The 17,030-nt window shown below is 38.4% G+C and carries 16 protein-coding genes and 1 other RNA gene; 14 read left to right on the forward strand and 3 right to left on the reverse strand.

What is annotated here, in order from left to right:
* Positions 1 to 219: 219 nt before the first annotated feature.
* The 6 genes from KFO35_RS06715 to KFO35_RS06740 all read left to right on the forward strand — a co-directional run bounded on the left by KFO35_RS06715 (position 220) and on the right by KFO35_RS06740 (position 5,602).
* Entirely contained in the window at positions 220 to 1,113 is an 894-nt protein-coding gene (locus KFO35_RS06715) for a glucosaminidase domain-containing protein (RefSeq protein ID WP_002315092.1), read from the forward strand.
* 140 nt (positions 1,114 to 1,253) lie between these two features.
* Positions 1,254 to 2,180 carry a cysteine synthase A gene (cysK, locus tag KFO35_RS06720; RefSeq protein WP_002315091.1) on the forward strand — a complete coding sequence of 309 codons (927 nt, stop codon included), beginning with the start codon at positions 1,254 to 1,256 and terminating at the stop codon, positions 2,178 to 2,180.
* Positions 2,181 to 2,418: 238 nt separating this feature from the next.
* Entirely contained in the window at positions 2,419 to 2,865 is a 447-nt protein-coding gene (locus tag KFO35_RS06725) for a Fur family transcriptional regulator (protein WP_002289542.1), read from the forward strand.
* Between the two features lie 272 nt (positions 2,866 to 3,137).
* Positions 3,138 to 4,490, forward strand: coding sequence for an NADH oxidase (locus KFO35_RS06730; RefSeq protein WP_002309372.1), 1,353 nt, complete (start codon positions 3,138 to 3,140; stop codon positions 4,488 to 4,490).
* Positions 4,491 to 4,722: 232 nt separating this feature from the next.
* On the forward strand, positions 4,723 to 5,010 hold the full coding sequence (locus KFO35_RS06735; RefSeq protein ID WP_002309371.1) for a DUF5960 family protein: 288 nt from the start codon (positions 4,723 to 4,725) through the stop codon (positions 5,008 to 5,010).
* A 148-nt stretch (positions 5,011 to 5,158) separates the two neighbouring features.
* Positions 5,159 to 5,602, forward strand: coding sequence for a MarR family winged helix-turn-helix transcriptional regulator (locus KFO35_RS06740; RefSeq protein WP_024636288.1), 444 nt, complete (start codon positions 5,159 to 5,161; stop codon positions 5,600 to 5,602).
* Positions 5,603 to 5,604: 2 nt separating this feature from the next.
* Here KFO35_RS06740 and KFO35_RS06745 read toward each other — a convergent pair whose 3' ends face one another.
* A complete protein-coding gene (locus KFO35_RS06745; protein ID WP_070704419.1) occupies positions 5,605 to 6,792 on the reverse strand; it encodes an MFS transporter in 1,188 nt (395 codons plus the stop codon).
* A gap of 267 nt (positions 6,793 to 7,059) precedes the next feature.
* On the opposite strand from KFO35_RS06745, the gene KFO35_RS06750 reads away from it, so the two are divergent.
* Together KFO35_RS06750 and nth are read left to right on the forward strand one after the other, a co-directional pair.
* A complete protein-coding gene (locus KFO35_RS06750) occupies positions 7,060 to 7,758 on the forward strand; it encodes a DnaD domain-containing protein (RefSeq protein WP_024636290.1) in 699 nt (232 codons plus the stop codon).
* A 6-nt stretch (positions 7,759 to 7,764) separates the two neighbouring features.
* Positions 7,765 to 8,442, forward strand: coding sequence for an endonuclease III (nth, locus tag KFO35_RS06755; protein WP_002315087.1), 678 nt, complete (start codon positions 7,765 to 7,767; stop codon positions 8,440 to 8,442).
* Between the two features lie 16 nt (positions 8,443 to 8,458).
* On the opposite strand, the gene KFO35_RS06760 is transcribed toward nth, so the two are convergent.
* Complete coding sequence (locus KFO35_RS06760; RefSeq protein WP_002315086.1) at positions 8,459 to 10,837, reverse strand: PBP1A family penicillin-binding protein; 2,379 nt, start codon at positions 10,835 to 10,837, stop codon at positions 8,459 to 8,461.
* Positions 10,827 to 11,474: a Holliday junction resolvase RecU gene (gene recU, locus KFO35_RS06765; RefSeq protein WP_002309362.1), complete on the reverse strand. Its 648-nt coding sequence runs from the start codon at positions 11,472 to 11,474 to the stop codon at positions 10,827 to 10,829. The genes KFO35_RS06760 and recU overlap by 11 nt, the downstream gene beginning before the upstream one ends.
* A gap of 63 nt (positions 11,475 to 11,537) precedes the next feature.
* Between recU and KFO35_RS06770 the strand changes: the two genes are divergently transcribed.
* From KFO35_RS06770 to KFO35_RS06795, 6 genes are all read left to right on the forward strand, one after another.
* Positions 11,538 to 12,077, forward strand: a complete 540-nt coding sequence (locus KFO35_RS06770; protein ID WP_002315085.1) for an SLOG family protein — start codon at positions 11,538 to 11,540, stop codon at positions 12,075 to 12,077.
* 89 nt (positions 12,078 to 12,166) lie between these two features.
* The gene (gene gpsB, locus KFO35_RS06775) at positions 12,167 to 12,586 is read left to right on the forward strand and encodes a cell division regulator GpsB (protein ID WP_002295835.1); all 420 of its coding nucleotides are present in this window, start codon (positions 12,167 to 12,169) and stop codon (positions 12,584 to 12,586) included.
* 21 nt (positions 12,587 to 12,607) lie between these two features.
* An RNA gene (gene rnpB, locus KFO35_RS06780) (RNase P RNA component class B) lies at positions 12,608 to 12,975 on the forward strand.
* 157 nt (positions 12,976 to 13,132) lie between these two features.
* Positions 13,133 to 14,299, forward strand: a complete 1,167-nt coding sequence (locus tag KFO35_RS06785; RefSeq protein ID WP_002315084.1) for a THUMP domain-containing class I SAM-dependent RNA methyltransferase — start codon at positions 13,133 to 13,135, stop codon at positions 14,297 to 14,299.
* 45 nt (positions 14,300 to 14,344) lie between these two features.
* Positions 14,345 to 15,841, forward strand: coding sequence for a carboxypeptidase M32 (locus tag KFO35_RS06790; protein WP_002315083.1), 1,497 nt, complete (start codon positions 14,345 to 14,347; stop codon positions 15,839 to 15,841).
* A gap of 80 nt (positions 15,842 to 15,921) precedes the next feature.
* Entirely contained in the window at positions 15,922 to 16,605 is a 684-nt protein-coding gene (locus KFO35_RS06795; RefSeq protein WP_024635165.1) for an HD domain-containing protein, read from the forward strand.
* Positions 16,606 to 17,030 lie beyond the last annotated feature (425 nt).

A 17,030-nucleotide genomic window follows, 5' to 3' on the forward strand; every position in this document is an offset into this window, starting at 1 on the left:
ACAGCTGTCTGCAAGTTGGAGGCAGCTGTTTTTTATGTGGTGGTAAGAATAAATCAATGTTACTTTTCGTCTTCTGTTATATTACATTTAAATGACAAAACAAAGAATTCTTCGGATTAGTTTGTGTTTCTTGAGAATTAAAAGTATAATTTAATTAATTAAGTTTGTTTTAAGAAGAGAACTTTTTATTAAGTTTTTTTATTTTGAGGAGGAATTTGAATGCAAGAGCTGAAGACCCGCAGTGCCCGACACCATAGACCTAAAAGAAACATGGTGATCAATAAAAAAGCGATTGCTCCTTTAATTGGAACGAGTCTTTTAGTTGGGCCGATGATGGTTACAGCGGTACCGCAAAGTGTTCATGCAGATGAACAAGGATCTCAAACAGTCGCTGATCCTCAAGCGTTTATCGATCAAATCGGCTGGTCTGCATCAGAAGTTGCTGCAAGTAATGACTTGTATGCTTCAGTCATGATCGCTCAAGCGTTGTTGGAAAGTGCATATGGTACTTCCGGATTAGCTAGTGCGCCCAATTATAATTTGTTCGGTGTAAAAGGAAGCTATAACGGACAGGTCGTTTATATGGCAACCAAAGAATATGTAAACGGACAATGGGTAACGATGAATGAACCATTCCGAAAATATTCTTCTTATTGGGAATCCTTCCAAGACCATGCAAATGTTCTTCGTTCAACCAGTTTTTCAACAGGCGATTATCATTATGCTGGTGTATGGAAAAGCAATACAACAAGTTTTTATGATGCAACAGCGTACTTGACAGGTCGTTACGCTACCGATCCAGATTATGGAACCAAATTGAACTCATTGATTAATACTTATAATTTAACCCGTTTTGATACACCATCAACTGGTTCGGCGACCACAACAACTACAAGTACAACAACAACAACTACTACGACGACTTCAACGTCATCATCATCTTCGACAACAGGTGCGGATACAAATAGTAGTCAAACATATACAGTTGTATCAGGAGATACGCTATGGGATATTGCACAAAAATTTGGCATGTCTGTTGATGATCTAATGGCGAAAAACGGCATGTCCATGTCCAGTTATTCTTTATTAGTCGGACAAGAACTAAACGTGTGATTTAGATAAAAAGGCAAAGAAACTACCATATCTGGTATATCTTTGTCTTTTTTTTGCTAGTCAAAGACGAATCACTCGCCAGAAATGAACAGATTGTATTATGATAAGTAGGGAAGAGCAAAGACAAGGAGGAATTGAAGATGACAGCTATCTATAACTCAGTCACCGAATTGATTGGTAAAACACCAATCGTCAAATTAAATAAAATCGTACCAGAAGATTCAGCAGATGTATTTGTGAAACTTGAGTTTTTTAATCCAGGAGGAAGTGTAAAGGACCGGATTGCTCTAAGTATGATAGAAAAAGCGGAACATGATGGATTACTGAAACCAGGAGATACCATCATTGAACCTACCTCCGGAAATACAGGAATCGGATTGTCGATGGTAGGAGTCGCGAAAGGATATAAAGTCATTATCGTGATGCCTGAGACGATGAGTATCGAAAGACGTTTATTGATGAAAGGATACGGCGCAGAGTTGATTCTGACGCCTGGTGTGGATGGTATTTCTGGATCCATTAGAGAAGCAGAACGTTTGGCAAAAGAAAATGGCTACTTTTTACCATTACAATTTGAAAATGAAGCAAATCCTCTTGTACATGAAAAAACGACTGGTCCAGAGATTCATCAAGCCTTTGGAGTAAATGGATTGGACGCTTTTGTCGCAGGTATCGGGACAGGCGGGACAATCACTGGCGCTGGCCGAGAATTAAAACGTGTGTATCCAAAGATCGAATTAGTAGGGGTAGAACCGGCAGAATCTGCCATTTTAGAAGGAAAAGAAGCAGGTCCTCACAAAATCCAAGGGATCGGTACAGGCTTTGTTCCTAAAACACTGGATACCTCTGTATATGATAAAGTCCTTTCCGTGACTGGAGACGAAGCGATGGAAACAGCTAGAGAAGTCGGACGAAAAGAAGGAATTTTAGTTGGTATCTCATCTGGCGCTGCAATTGCTGCCGCATTAAAAGTCGCAAAAGAACTAGGGAAAGGCAAAAAGGTATTAGCAGTCGTTCCCGACAATGGTGAACGTTATTTATCTACAGCCCTTTACCAAGAAATGTAAGTAAACTTGTTTCTCTATAAATAGGTTTATGTGGAAGGCTTTTACAGATGAAAAGAAAATACAAAAATCTATGATAAGAAAAGAGTTAGTTGAATAGAGACGTAGAATGGTGAACATGACTGTTTTACGTCTTTTTTTCATTAAAATACAATAAAATTGAATTTTCTTTTCATGTTAAGTGGATTTTAAAATGTAAAAATAGTATGATAAGACGAGAATAACAACGTGGGGTGTTTACATGGAAAATAAGTTAGTCGAAGAGGTTATCGAAAAGTTAAAAAAAGAGAACATTCGAATCACACCTCAACGGTACGCGGTTTTAGAATATTTGATTGAACATCATTCCCATCCAACAGCTGATGAGATTTATAAAGCACTTGAACATCGTTTCCCAAACATGAGTGTTGCGACCGTTTACAACAATCTTCGTCTGTTTACTTCGATTGGATTTGTTCAAGAAATGAAGTACGGCGATGCTTCTAGCCGTTTTGATTTCAGCTCAAAGCGTCACTATCATGTGATTTGCGAAAACTGTGGTAAGATCGTTGATTTTCATTACCCAGGGTTAGAAGATATAGAAATGGCTGCGAGTAGGCTGACTGATTTTGAGATTAACGAACATCGGCTGGAATTGTATGGACTTTGTCCAGACTGTAAAGAATCAGCAAAAAAGGCACAAATGTAAAAACAGTTTCTACAAGTGTTACACCTAAAAAAGCTGGCTGCGTAAAAAAACGCTAGCTTTTTTTTATTTTTTTGTCTTTTATTCACAAGGACAAATGTTAAAGTGAATATTATCACAATAAGAATCTTGCTAACAATGGATTTCTATGATTGTAAATGAGTAAAACTACAAATAAACCTTTGTGAATTCACAAGCATTAAACTGTTGTATCCGTTTTATTTCTGTTATAGTAATTTTGTCGAAGGACAAAATGTTAATCGGAGGGACCATAAATGAAAGTAGTAGTAATTGGCTGTACTCATGCAGGTACTGCAGCTGTAAAAAGTATTTTAAAAAATCATCCAGAAGCAGAAGTGACAGTATATGAAAGAAATGACAATATTTCTTTCTTATCTTGCGGTATCGCACTTTATGTCGGCGGAGTAGTAAAAGACCCAGCAGGCTTGTTCTACTCAAACCCTGAAGAATTATCTTCATTAGGAGCAACAGTTAAAATGGAACACGATGTAACAGACGTCGATACAGAAAACAAAACAGTGACGGCAAAAGATCTGAAAACAGGAGAAACAGAAACGGTTTCTTATGATAAATTAGTAATGACAACTGGTTCATGGCCTATCATCCCACCGATTAGTGGAATTGATGCAAAAAATGTACTCCTCTGCAAAAACTACAACCAAGCAAATGAAATCATTGCACAAGCGAAAGAAGCGAAACGTGTAGTAATCGTTGGTGGTGGGTATATCGGTATTGAATTAGTCGAAGCTTTTGTCGAATCTGGAAAACAAGTAACATTGATTGATGGGTTAGACCGCATCTTGAATAAATATCTAGATAAACCATTCACAGATATCCTAGAAAAAGAATTGACAGACCGCGGTGTCACTCTTGCACTAGGTGAAAATGTCACTGAATTCATCACAGATGAAGAAGGAAAAGTGAAACAAGTAGCTACACCAACAGATACATTTGATACAGATATGGTCATTTTATGTGTGGGCTTCCGTCCAAATACAAAACTGATCGAAGGAAAAGTAGAGACACTGCCGAACGGGGCAATCAAAGTAAATGAATACATGCAAACAAGTGATCCAGACATTTTTGCCGCTGGAGATTCAGCAGTAGTCAACTACAATCCAAGTGGTACACAAAACTATATTCCTCTGGCAACAAATGCCGTGCGCCAAGGCTTGCTTGTAGGAAATAACTTGACAGAGCATAAAATGGCGTATCGTGGGACTCAAGGAACTTCAGGACTTTATCTATTTGGCTGGACGATTGGCTCGACAGGAGTAACTAAAGAAAGCGCAACATTGAACGATCTAGAAGTCCAAGCAACGGTATTTGAAGATAATTATCGTCCAGAGTTCATGCCGACTACCGAAAAAGTAATGATGGAGTTAGTTTATGAAAAAGGCACAAATCGTATCGTTGGTGCTCAGTTCATGTCTAAATACGACATTACGCAATCAGCAAATACTATGTCTTTAGCTGTTCAAAATAAAATGACTGTAGAAGATCTTGCTCTTTCAGACTTCTTCTTCCAACCACATTTTGACCGTCCTTGGAATTACTTGAACCTACTTGCACAAGCAGCGCTAGGCGAAATCGAAACAGCACAATAAAGAAAGACAGACGGGAGCGGTTATGAAAGAGCTGTTTAGTTTTGACTGATTACCGTTTATTTTGGAAAAAGGGTTGTGACGCGTTTTTTGTCACGACCCTCTGTCTTTTTGTGAAAAGTACAATTAGTTGTCTTTCTTCGCATTTTTTGTCACAATAAGCAACAAAGATAAAGCTGTTACATAAAAGAACAAGCAGTTTTACTTGAACTTGAAAAGAAAGGTGAGAAAGAAGATGAATAAAGAATATTTTGTCCAACAAGATGCATTTTTAGAAGATTATAAAAATGTTGCGAAAGAGTCGACGATCAATATAGATGAGTTGGCGGAGCAAGTGCTCTCTCAATTGAATGAAACACAAGAGGAATATTATACGATGCCAGCAGAAGATGCGAAAGATAATGCTTCTCATCGTTTTCCTTTCAGTCGGCGCATCTACTCAGATGAAAATGACGGCACATTGAATACGGAGTACACATATGAAGGACAGCCGTATGAACTAGAAACAGAAGATGATGTTTAAACACCGTTTATTCGGAAAAAAGGGTTATGACATTTTTGTCAAACCCCTTTTTTCTTGATTTCATTCTCTTTTTTACTACAAAACCCTTTTAACTTTGTTGTTTAGGAAACAAAAAAATAATATAATGAAAGAAAAAGAAGGTGTAGAAATGGATAAAAGACAGCTGCTAATAGAAGAATATCTGGATTTAGCTAATGAGATTATTCATCGTAATAAACCAGAAATGGAAAAAGAATTTGCAGGATTTACGCTAAATGAACTAGAAGTGATTGAACATATCGGGAAAATCCCTGATCCTAACGTGACAAAATTAGCGAATGCTAGTTATATGACTAGAGGAGCCATCAGTAAGTTAACAAAAAAGCTGATAGTCAGAGGGATCATAAACACTTATCAAAGCGAAGAGAATAAAAAAGAAATCTATTTTCAATTGACGCCAATCGGACAAAAAATAAGGAATAGACACGAGCAGCTCCATCAAAAATGGGTCCAGCGAGATGCTGCTGTATTTGAAAATATGTCAAAAGAAGAATTTGACACAGTATTTCGTTTTATCGGTCGATACAGAGAATTTATACGAAGTAGCAAATGAAACTAATGTTTTATATTGTAATAATAATAGGCAAAAATCATAAGCAAAAACCCGAATATCGTCGGAAGAAATGGTGCTACGGGATAAAGCTGTCCTGCGATTAGCGGGCCGATGACGCGCGATAGAGATTGTATGCTTTGGGTACCGCCCATTACAAGACCTTGCTGGTTTTCTGAGACAGAATTGGATAGTTGGCCATTGAATACAGGAGTAAAAATAGAATCGCCAAAACCATAACAGATAATCCCAAATAAAAACAAAATCGGCAGTAGAAGAATTCCAGATAATGTGATGAATAAATAGGCGAGGATTTCACTGTACATTCCTATTCTTGTGATCTGCTGTTCTGAAATTTTTTTGAGCAATCGAGGCATAATGAACAATTGCGAGACAATATCCAAGATTCCAATCAAAGAGAAGCTTAAACCAACCAACCCCGCTTTCCACTGAAAGGTGTCAATCGAAAATTGAGAAAAGATAGATTGAAGAGAGCCAGCCGCTAACCAAACAGCAAAACCGGCTGTCAATAAAGGAATAACGGATGAAATCTTGAATAATTGTTTTAATTGGTGAAAAGGTCTTACATGGGAAAAACTTAAATCTACTGAATGTTTTTTCATTGGAAGGCTTTCTTGCATAAATGTGTAGCCATAAACGGCATTTAAGAAAGTAAAGAGTGCTCCAATAAATATAGGAACAGAATTCCCCAACTCAGCTAATAGACCACCTATAATAGGACCAAGCGTTGTTCCTATACCGACTAAAGCACCCATCCATCCAAAAACTTTGGTTCTTTCATTAGGTTCCGTGATGTCGGCAAAGTAAGCGTATAAGGTGGAGATTTCTCCTGCTGTCAATCCTTCAATGATACGACCAAGGAACAACATCCATATCGAATTTCCTAAACCAAAAATCAAATATCCAATACTTGATCCTAATAAACTGATAATAAGGATCGGACGACGCCCAAAATGATCACTTAAGCTACCGAGAATGGGGGCAGATAAGAAGGCAGCTAGAGCATAAACAGACATGAGCAAAGTGATATAGAAAGCTTGCTGATGTGCGGAGTGGGAATAAGGCAGCGCTAAAAAAGGAAGTACAGGACTGACGATAGTAAATCCTAATCCAGTGAATAAGACAGAAATATATCCAAAAACTTTAGAATGTTTATTTGTGAAACTGAACATTTAAAAAACTCCTTTATGAAATAATGTTAACTTGGAAACAAAAATAGTGTATAGTAAGTTTGTTTCCTTGTCAACATTATAAGGAATAGCAAAATCTACTTAATTTATTTATTCCGAAAAGTGAAGATGCGCATCAAAAACATAAACAAACAAAAATCAAGTAGACGACACTATAAATCTGACCGATCAGTGAAGCAATAGAAAAGAAACCTGTTCTTGCTTCCCATGTTTTTTTTACGTATACTGTGATTGAGCGGAGGAGAAATCATGTTGAATTTAGAAAATTACTTAAGCGCTGGACAAACAGTCATATCTAATCTTTTACTTAAAAATTATCATAGGATCGGTCTGCAATCTGAAGAATTTTTATTTGTTCTACAGTTGCACATGGCACAGCTTGAAGGAGATACTTTCCCTGATTTGCAGATGATTGCTATGGATATGGGAATCAAACAAGATCAGATTTTTCAAATACTGGATCGTCTCGTAACAAATGGATTTATCAAGATAGAAACGACGATTGTCAACGGTAAAAAAGCAGATCGATATAATCTTTACCCTATTTATGATCAATTAGGTGAGTATTTAAAAACACAAGAAAAAAAATACGAAGAAAAAACACAAGAAAAAGAAATCCAGTCAGTGTATCAATTATTTGAACAAGAATTTGGACGCCCGCTTTCTTCGATCGAGTTCCAGCGGATTGGTCAATGGCTAGAAGAAGACCATTATCAGCCGGAAATTTTGAAGCTAGCACTACGGGAAGCCGTATTGAATCAGGCTTATAGTTTTAATTATGTTGACCGCATTTTGCTATCGTGGGAAAGAAAAAATCTACGTACAAAACAGCAAGTAGAAGAAGACCAAAAACGAAGGAAACAGCAACTTCTTCAAAGAAAAGTAGAGCAGCCGACTCAACAAGAAGAATTGCCAAAAGTTTCGCTGAAAAATTGGTTGGAGGAGTAGCAGGATATGTTAAGCAAACAAAAGACAATGGAAGCTCTAGAAACGATGTATGAAATGTTCCCAGAAGCACACGGAGAACTGAAACACAATAATCCATTTGAGTTATTGATTGCAGTGATCTTAAGTGCCCAAGCGACAGATGTATCAGTAAATAAAGCAACGCCAGATTTGTTTGCCTCCTTCCCAACACCTGATGCATTAGCAGATGCTCCAATCGATGAAATCATCCTCAAAATAAAAACGATTGGTTTGTATCGTAACAAAGCAAAAAATATCAAAGCGTGTGCACAGCAGCTGATTGAACGTTTCGACGGACAAGTACCAACGACAAGAGAAGAATTGATGTCTCTTCCTGGCGTGGGCAGAAAAACGGCAAATGTCGTATTAGGAGATGCATTCGGGATACCAGCAATCGCAGTAGACACCCATGTTGAGCGTGTTTCAAAACGACTGAGGATCTGCAAACTAGATGCCTCGGTCATGGAAGTAGAAGAAACACTGATGCGGAAAGTGCCGCAAGAATTATGGGTAAAGACACATCATACACTGATTTTTTTCGGTAGATATCATTGTACAGCAAAAAATCCTAAGTGTGAGGTGTGTCCTTTGCTATCAATATGTCAAGATGGGAAAAATCGGATGCGCCTAAAAGAAAAGGCGCTAAAAAAGAAACCACGCCTGTAGACGTGGTTTCTTTTATCTATCTGTTTCCAGAAGCTGAGGTGCTACTGGATGGTGTATGGTCATTTGCAGCATCCGCTTCGCTAGTTGCTGGTTCACTGGAAGAAGCAGGAGGAGCAGATGAAGACGGCGTCGAGCTTTCTTCAGATGAAGAAGAAGGAACCGTTGTTGATGACGCTGGCTCGCTTGTCTCTGCTGTCGTGCTTTCTGTTGAGGACTCAGCGGTTGATTCACTTTGACTAGTAGAGCTAGTTTGAGTCGTCGTCTCTGTTGTTGAACTTCCAGGAGTCTGGACATAGCTGGAAGAAGGAATAGTTGTTGATGGCGCAACTGTATTTGATCTCACTGTATATTGATCCTTATAGTACAGTTCACCGCCCACACGTATCAAGCCACTTGGCATCTCCCAGTCTGTATTTGTCACGTTAGCTGAAACATACTGCATAAGCTCGCGATAAACATCAGAGGCCACGTGTGACGATTCTGAAGTGACAGGTGTCATTTTCTTGTTGTAACCTGTCCACACGGAAATCGAATAATTTGGTGTATAGCCCGCAAATAGGATATCTGGATATACACCAGAAGAAATACCAAGTTTCGCATACTCGTCATCTGTATAATTTGATGTTCCGGTCTTACCGGCTTGATATAACCCAGCGATTTGCGCATTCGTACCAGTACCTTCAGTGATTGTATCTTTTAAAATATCCGTGATCATATAAGCTGTTTCTGGAGACATGGCTGTTTTTCCATCTGGTTCATAAGTTTCTTCTGTACCGTCTTGGAAGACGATTTTATTAACATATTGAGGTTTGTAATAGGTTCCTCCATTGGCGAAAGCCGCATAGGCTGCTGCCATTTTTAAGGAAGAAGCTCCGTATTTTGTCCCATCTTGTTCTTCCGTATTACTAGAGATCGCATTCGATTGATGGATCGTACTGTATTCGATCCCAAGATTTTTTAAGAAAGAAGCCACTTTATCTGAACCGACTTCATTGAATAATTTGACTGCTGGAACATTACGGGATAAGTAAAGTGCTTGGCGTAAAGTAATGGTGCCCATATATTGATTATCCCAGTTTCCTACAGGAGTAGAAGTGCCTTCATAGTTATACGGTGCGTCAGTGATAGTTTTTCCAGTAGAATATTTCAAATATTCAAAAGCTGGTCCGTAATCTGTGACAGGTTTCATCGTAGAACCAAAATCACGGGAAGTATTCACTGCTAAGTTGTTGCCTAAAGTCACGTCTTCTGCGATGTGACGCCCGCCAATCTGGGCTTTGACTTTCCCGGTATTTGTGTCGATAAGCGTGGAGGCAACTTGCATCTCGTCGTCTGGATAAGAGACATACTGATCCGTATTGACGATATCATATAGTTTCTTTTGAGCATCCAGATCCAAATTCGTATAGATCTCTAAACCGTCTGTGTAGACATTCTTATCTGTTTTTTCTTGTACTTCATTGATGACTTCTTTGACATAATTATCGACGATCTTAGTGTTGTCATCAGATTGAGTCAGCTCTTGCAAACCATCCATTACCGGTACATTGACAGCTTGATCATATTCTGTTTGAGAGATTTTTTCGTTTTGAAGCATCGTATACAAAACAGTATCTCGCCTTTTTTTCGCCTGATCGGGATAAACATAAGGATCATAGGCAGAAGGGGCTTGAGGCATTCCAGCAAGCAATGCTGTTTGTGGTAAAGAAAGTTCTGATAGTTTCTTACCAAAGTACATCTCAGAAGCTGTCTCCATCCCGTACAAACCATTTGACATGTACACTTTATTTACGTAGTAGGTCAAAATTTCTTGTTTCGATTTTTTCTGTTCCAATCTTACAGCCATCCACGCTTCTTGAGCCTTCCGTTTCAGAGTCTGATCCTCGGCGCTGGTAGAGAAGAAGGACAGTTTGATCAATTGTTGTGTCAAAGTACTTCCGCCTTGTAGACCGCCAGAGGTGAAATTAGAAAGGGCAGAACCGATGATCCGAATAGGGTCAACCCCGATATGTTTATAAAAACGCCGATCCTCTACTGACACGATCGCATCTTCCAATGTTTTCGGTAATTCATTTGCAGAAATCTTTTCTCGCTTTTCCGCACCTAGATCTTCGAATAATTCGCCATCTTGTGTATATAATTTGGAAGATACGGTAGCGTCCAATTTTTTATCTGTCAATTCGGGCGCATCTTTTGCGTAATACCAGAACAGTCCTACACCTGCTAAAAAGAGGATACAGAAAAACGAGAGGATGCCTAAAAGGATTTTGATAAACAATCCTTTTTTATGTGGTCCAGAAGTCTTCCCAGAACCTTTGCCCGAATTCTTCTTCACACTCTTTTTAGGAGTAGGCTGTTTCTGTCGTCTAGAGCTTCTAGTTTGTTCATTTGCCATTCTTGCTTTCTCCTTCAATAGATAATGTTGATAAATAGAAATCAACCGCGTCCAAATAAGGAATCCGCGGAGAAATACCAGTTTTGATCTCTATTCCTAGTTCTTCGATCAATGATAAAGGCAGTGATTTGCGTCCTTTTTCCTTTTGGGCATCCCAGTAAGCAATCAAATGAACACTATTCAAATAAAAACAGCGTTTCAATGTCGAAAACCATAATAAGACAAAGCAGACTCCTTTTTGTTCGAGGCATGCTTTCATGTGTTCGATTTGATGGGCATGGAAGTTTTTAAAGGGAAACGATGTTTTGTTCTTGGTTTCTTTTGCTTCAAAGTCCAAGTAAAAGCCTCGATAGACGCCATTATAGTCTGTGGTTGAGGCTTGGGTAAAGTAGGCTTCTTTGATTACAGCAGCGCTTCTCTTAGGATAGTCTACTTTCACGATTTGGATAGGGGTAGGCTTTTTATGGATAACTGCCAACCCGCGGGAAAGATAATACTCATTACTTTCATTGATTGCTTCTTCAAAGCGCATCCCCCGATTGCCGAATTCGGTGATTTGTTTTCTTTTTTCTTGAATTTTTTCGACGGGAGAGGCATTCTTATAATAAGGTTGGCCGTTTGGATAGCGCAATACCATCTTTAATCACACTCCTAGGCCACATTATAGCAAAAAAGCAGATAGAAAGAAAAGGAATCTGAGATGGATAAGTCAAAAGTAATCTATGTGTCTGGGTATCGAAGTTTCGAACTCGGTGTTTTTAAAGAAAATGACCCTAAAATACAAGTTGTTAAAAATGTTTTAAAAAGGGAACTCCGTCAATTAGCAGAAGAAGGGGTGGAATGGATACTTGTCAGTGGGAATTTGGGCGTTGAACTATGGACCGTGCAAACAGTAGCGGAATTGAAAGAAGAATATCCGGAACTTTCCCTTGGTATTTTGTATCCTTTTGCTGATTTTGGTAATAACTGGAATGAAGGGAACCAAGAGAAGAAACAATTAGCAGAACAATTAGCAGATTATGTCGAAGCTGTTAGCCATCAACCCTACCAATCACCTAGTCAGCTAAAGAATCATACTCGTTTTATACTTGAACATACAGTAGGCTGTCTGCTGATCTATGATGAAGAATTCCCTGGGAAAACGAAGTATTTTTTTGAAGATGCACAGAATTACCAAGCAGATCATCCCTACGAAATTCGGCTGATCAGTATGGACGATCTTCAAAATTTTAGTGAATAATCGATATTGTGTTTGATTTATCAACTTTTTTCCTATACAATGAAAAAGGTAGAAATGTTATTACGTAAATGAAAACTAGAGGTGTAAATATGGCGAATTTGGTTTATAGTCCTAAAGACATTTTACAACAAGAATTCAAAACAAAAATGCGCGGCTATGATCCCGTTGAAGTTGATGAATTCTTAGACAATATCATCAAAGATTATGAAACTTACAGCAAAGAACTCCTTGCTTTACAAGAAGAAAACGATCGATTGAGTGCAAAAGTAGCTCAATTATCTAAAACTCAAGGAGCAGCTCAAACACGTGTGCAGCAAACAGAAGCACCGAAGAGCGCAGCAGTAACCAATTTCGATATCTTAAAACGCTTGTCAAACCTTGAACGTGAAGTATTCGGTAAAAAGCTTGATCAACAAGCAAGTGCAGTCAAACCAGCACAACCTAATCCAAATAACTACACAAATGCAGATACAAGCTTAGATGATAATGAAAAAACACGTCAATTTTAATTTTTGACTAATGAATTTGCGGTTTTCGGGTAATCGCGGTCTGACTTGATCAGGCTGAGGAAAGTCCATGCTCGCACAGGCTGTGATGCCTGTAGTGTTCGTGCTTAGCGAAACCATAAGCTAAGGTACTCTTTGGAGTAACGGCAGGAAAACAAGCTAAGGCTTCGGCTATGCTTAAGTATCCTTGAAAGTGCCACAGTGACGAAGCGGCTGGGGAAACCCATCCGGTGGAACGCGGTAAACCCCTCGAGCGAGCAACCCAAACAATGGTAGGGGCGCTTTTTGTCTGGAAGAAGAACAAGACAAAAAGGCAGTACAACTGCAGATAGATGGTTACCGCTTTGCTTTTTCTCCCTGGAAAAGCAAAGTACAGAACATGGCTTATAGAAAACCGCAAACATCAGGGAATAAGGTCGTGACAAAAGTATGTTGTTCTTATTGCAAAATAGGCTTTTGTGTCACCGGTTATTCGGAGTTTGAGTAAAAGCGTGGGGTAGGACTGACTGATGTCCCACCCCCCTTTTTTTATAAATAAGGAGATTATGTATGGAAAAAAACAGGAAGTTCAACCTCGTCGCAACTGCGGCAAGCGGTCTCGAAGCGCTGGTTGGTAAAGAATTAAGAGATCTTGGAATCGAATGCCAAGTTGAGAACGGACGTGCACGATTTGAAGGAACAATGGAAACGATCGCTACAGCTAATTTATGGTTACGTACAGCAGATCGAGTAAAAATCGTGGTTGGGGAATTCGATGCGTATACGTTTGATGAATTGTTTGAAAACGTAAAAGCATTGCCTTGGGAAGATTTTCTTCCACTAGATGCAGCTTTCCCTGTAGCTGGAAAATCGATTAAGTCGAAACTGTATAGTACACCTGATTGTCAGGCGATCACAAAAAAAGCAATCGTTGAACGTCTTCGTACGTATTACCATCGTCCAGCTTCTGTTCCATTGACGGAAACAGGCGCACATTTCCAATTGGAAGTAGCTTTGCTGAAAGACCATGTGATGGTAACTTTGGATACGACAGGACCAAGTTTATTCAAACGTGGTTATCGCTTAGAAAAAGGCGGTGCACCATTGAAAGAAAACATGGCAGCAGCACTTGTGATGCTGACAAATTGGCGGAAAGATCGTCCATTTTATGATCCTGTATGTGGTTCAGGTACGCTTTGTATTGAAGCAGCCTTAATAGGCCATAATATCGCACCAGGATTCAATCGCGAGTTTGCTTGCGAATCTTGGGACTGGTTCAGTCAGGAAATCATGGAAGAGGTTCGATCAGCAGCAGAAGAAAAAGCAGATTATGATATTGAATTAGATATTACTGGTTCAGATATCAATGGACGAATGATTGAAATTGCCAAAGCCAATGCTGAAGAAATCGGACTAGGCTCTTCGATTGTCTTTAAACAACAAGCAGTGAAGGACTTCAAGACAGATAAAGAATATGGGGTCATCGTTGCTAATCCGCCATACGGAGAACGACTAGGGGAAGAAGAAACCGTTCGACAATTATATAAAGAAATGGGCGATGTATTCCGTCCATTAAAAACATGGAGTAAATATATCTTGACTAGCGACTTAGCGTTTGAGGAATTTTACGGACAAAAAGCAACCAAAAAAAGAAAATTGTATAATGGTGCTTTGCGTACGGATCTGTTCCAGTATTGGGGAACTCGTCCGCCTAGAAAAAAAGAGAAAGACGAATAATCTGACTAATTGATTCATTTAATTGGATGTTTGGAGGAATAGGGAATGAAAGAAAAAGAGTTTTTACAAGAAGTAAAAGAAATCAATCTTCTACAACAAGCTTTAGGAATCCTCGATTGGGATACACAAACAGGTATGCCAGAAAAAGCTAGTGCATACCGGAGTGAAGTAGATAGCTATCTTTACAGTATTTATTTTTCAAAAAAGATCGGTCCAAAAATTAAAGAAGCCATTCGCTATTTTTCTGAACATCCGGAAGAATTATCGGAAGTCGGAACGTCCGTTTTTGACAAAGTAAAAGAAGAGTATGATTTAGAACATCGCGTACCGGAAGATCTCATGAGAAAATATACAGCTGCTGTTTCTTCCGCTCATGGTCAATGGCAAAAAGCTAGAGAAACACAACAGTTTTCTGATTTTCAAGAAGCATTGAACCAAAATATCGAATTGACAAAACAATTGATACCTTATTGGAAAAAAGAAGAAAAGACAGATTATGATGTTTTGCTGAACCAATATGAACCTGGGATGACTGTTGAAATCCTCGATAAGGTGTTTGATCAACTCAAAGAAGGAATTCTTACGATCCGCCGTACGCTCCAAGAAAAAGGGACGGAACCTGAAACAGACTTCTTAAATCGGAGAATGACAAAGGAACAACAGAAGAGATTTGTAGTAAAAGTGATCGAACAACTTGGTTATGATTTTAGTCGTGGTCGTCTAGATGACACTGTCCACCCATTTATGACTGGAATCAATCCAAATGATGCACGGATCACGACACGCTGGAACGAAACAGATTTCAAAATGGCTGTTTTTGGAGTGATCCACGAGGCTGGTCATGGAATGTATGAACAAGACATCGATGATAAATATGCTTATACACCAATTTACCAAGGTACATCAATGGGTATTCATGAATCACAATCGTTGTTTAATGAGATCATTGTGGGAAGTAGTCGCAGCTTCTGGAAAAAGCAATATCCTTTCTTCCAGGAATGTGCAGAAGGAACATTCGATGATATTCCTTTTGACAAGTTTTATCGTTCATTGAAACATACACAATCAAGTTTGGTTCGTATCGAGGCAGACAGTTTGACTTACCCTCTCCATATCATCATTCGTTATGAAATCGAAAAAATGATTTTCAATGAAGGGGTAGATGTTGCTGAATTACCTGAAATATGGAATCAAAAATATGAAGAGTATCTGGGAATACGACCAACAAATGATGTGGAAGGGATCTTACAAGACGTTCATTGGTCAGGTGCAAGCTTTGGTTATTTTCCCTCTTATGCATTGGGGTACATGTATGCGGCACAATTACTTCATTCTTTGCAGCAAGAAATAGATGTGGAAAATGTTCTAGCGTCAGATGATTACTCTCCAATCAAAAATTGGATGTCAGAGCATATCCATCAATTTGGTGCATCTAGAAAGCCAAATCAATTGATTATGGATGCAACGCATGAACCACTTAATCCACAATATCTGATCGATTACATGAGAGAGCTATATTTCAATGTATATCAGGTAAGATAAAACCTATTTATAAAGATAGCTGGAATTCATCTAATCAATTAGATGTTTTCAGCTATTTACTTAAGAAAGAAGTGGACTGGATGGATAAATTACAAGTAATCGCTGATTATAGCATAGAACAATTAGCACATGATCAAACGGGACATGGAAGCGACCATACCAAAAGAGTCGTCAAGCTAGCAGAAAGAATTTTGGATACGGAACCGCAGGCAGACCGTTTTGTGACGCTTGCAGCAGCTTACCTACATGATACGATTGATGATAAAGTCGTTAAAGATGAGAACGAAGCAAAGCAACAACTTCGTGTATTTCTTCGCTCTTTGCCAATCACAGAGGAACAGATTTCAATGATTTTTGCCATTATCGAAAATATGTCCTTTTCTAAAAATCTCTCTGAAGCAGTCGAACTATCTTTGGAAGGAAAGATCGTTCAAGATGCTGATCGTATCGAAGCGTTAGGAGCAATCGGCATTTTGCGAACTGCTTATTTCGGTGGAGGACATGGACACCCGATTTTTGATTCTGAACTGTATCCACAAACATTCAAGGACAAAAAAAATTACCGAAAAGGCACGACAGTGATCAATCATTTTTATGAAAAACTGTTTTTGCTGCCTGATAAAATGAACACTGATTACGGATACAAAGAAGCCAAACGTAGAGAAGGCTTTATGCGTGAATTTTTAGAAGAATTTTTTCTAGAGTGGTCTATTGACGATCCATCTTTCACACCAGATAATTGGATCAAAAATAACAAAAAATGATGGAGATTGTGTCCGAGGAGTTGGCAGGAGAACACCGTTTATTCGGAAGAAGGGATTGTGATAAGACATTTATCACAGTCTTTTTTTCAAATTCAATATAAATATTTTGTGAAAAAATGATCAGATAATAAGATTAAAAATTGCTGATAAATAAAGATGAAAGCTTTTTGCTTATTTTTTTATTTTTATTGGTCTATGCGAGAAATAGTTTAAAAATTCAGAATATACTAGATTTTATCTAGCTAGCTTCCATCAATGGTTTTGTTGTGTTTTCTTTCTAGGTAAATCAAAATACCACTATTATTTAAAAGTTAACTTTTCATACTATACAAGTTCTTGGAAAGTAAAATGATGCAGTAAATAAAAAATATGGTTAAATAACTCTCATAATTAATGTAAGCGTTACCAATCGTGTGGCATACTTG

It is taken from the genome of Enterococcus lactis, from assembly GCF_015751045.1.
Taxonomy (GTDB): domain Bacteria; phylum Bacillota; class Bacilli; order Lactobacillales; family Enterococcaceae; genus Enterococcus_B; species Enterococcus_B lactis.